This is a genomic window from Streptomyces sp. HNM0575, assembly GCF_012726265.1.
GTDB lineage: Bacteria > Actinomycetota > Actinomycetes > Streptomycetales > Streptomycetaceae > Streptomyces.
In genome coordinates, this window is sequence record NZ_JAASAG010000017.1 from 1 (window position 1) to 961 (window position 961).

Genomic DNA, 961 nt, shown 5'->3' on the forward strand with positions numbered 1-961 from the left:
TCTCGTCTGGTGCGGCGAGTTGGGGCAGTGGTGGTCAGCCGGCGTATGCGGCGGTGAATGCGTTCCTGGACGGGTTGGCGCAGTACCGGCGTGGTCAGGGCCTGCCTGCCACCTCCTTCGCCTGGGGTGCCTGGGGCGACGCGGGCATGGCCACGCAGGAGGAAGGCGCCGCGCAGTTGCGCCGCCGCGGAGTGTTCCCCATGGAGCCGGAGTTGGCGTTGTGGGTGCTGGGCCAGGCGGTCGCCGAGGACCGGACGCTGCTGACGGTGACGAACACGGACTGGGAGCTGTTCGCGCCGAGTTTCACGGCGGAGCGTCCCAGCGCGTTGCTCTCGGAGATCCCCCAGGTCCAGCGCGCTCTGGCCGAACCGGACACCGACCCCGACGGTGGTGCGGGCGACGGCGGCGGCGAGTCGGGGCTGAAGGCGCGCCTGGCGGGGTTGCCGGAGGCGGAGCGTTCCCGGGAGCTGCTGGAGCTGGTCCGTACCCACGCCGCAGCGGCCCTGGGTTACAGCGATGCCGAGGCGCTGCCGGCCAATCGTGCTTTCCGCGATGTGGGTTTCGACTCCGTCATCGCCGTCGAGCTGCGCAACCGTCTCAAGCGCGCCACCGGCATCCCCCTGCCCGCCACCCTCGTCTTCGACCACCCCACACCCAACGCCCTCGCCAAGTACGTCCGCACGCAGCTGCTTCCGGACGTGCCCGCCGCCGAGCGGTCCGAGGACGATCCGGAGGCACAGGTGAAGGAGACCCTCGCGTCCATCCCCGTCAGCCGCCTCCGCAAGGCCGGTCTCCTCGACCTGGTCCTGCAACTCGCGGACGAGGACGGAGAGGCGGCGGAGGAACCGGCGTCCACGGAAGCGACCGCGACCTCGATCGAGGACATGGACGCCGAGAGCCTGCTGCGACTCGCCAGCGAGCACACGAACCCCCCGAACTGACGGCGATCTAAGGGAACCTG

General features: G+C 70.9%; 1 protein-coding gene. It reads left to right on the forward strand.

What is annotated here, in order from left to right; translation table 11 throughout:
* The coding region (locus HCC61_RS28725) for an acyl carrier protein (protein ID WP_169140528.1) at window positions 1–941 on the forward strand (941 nt) is incomplete at its 5' end.
* Window positions 942–961 lie beyond the last annotated feature (20 nt).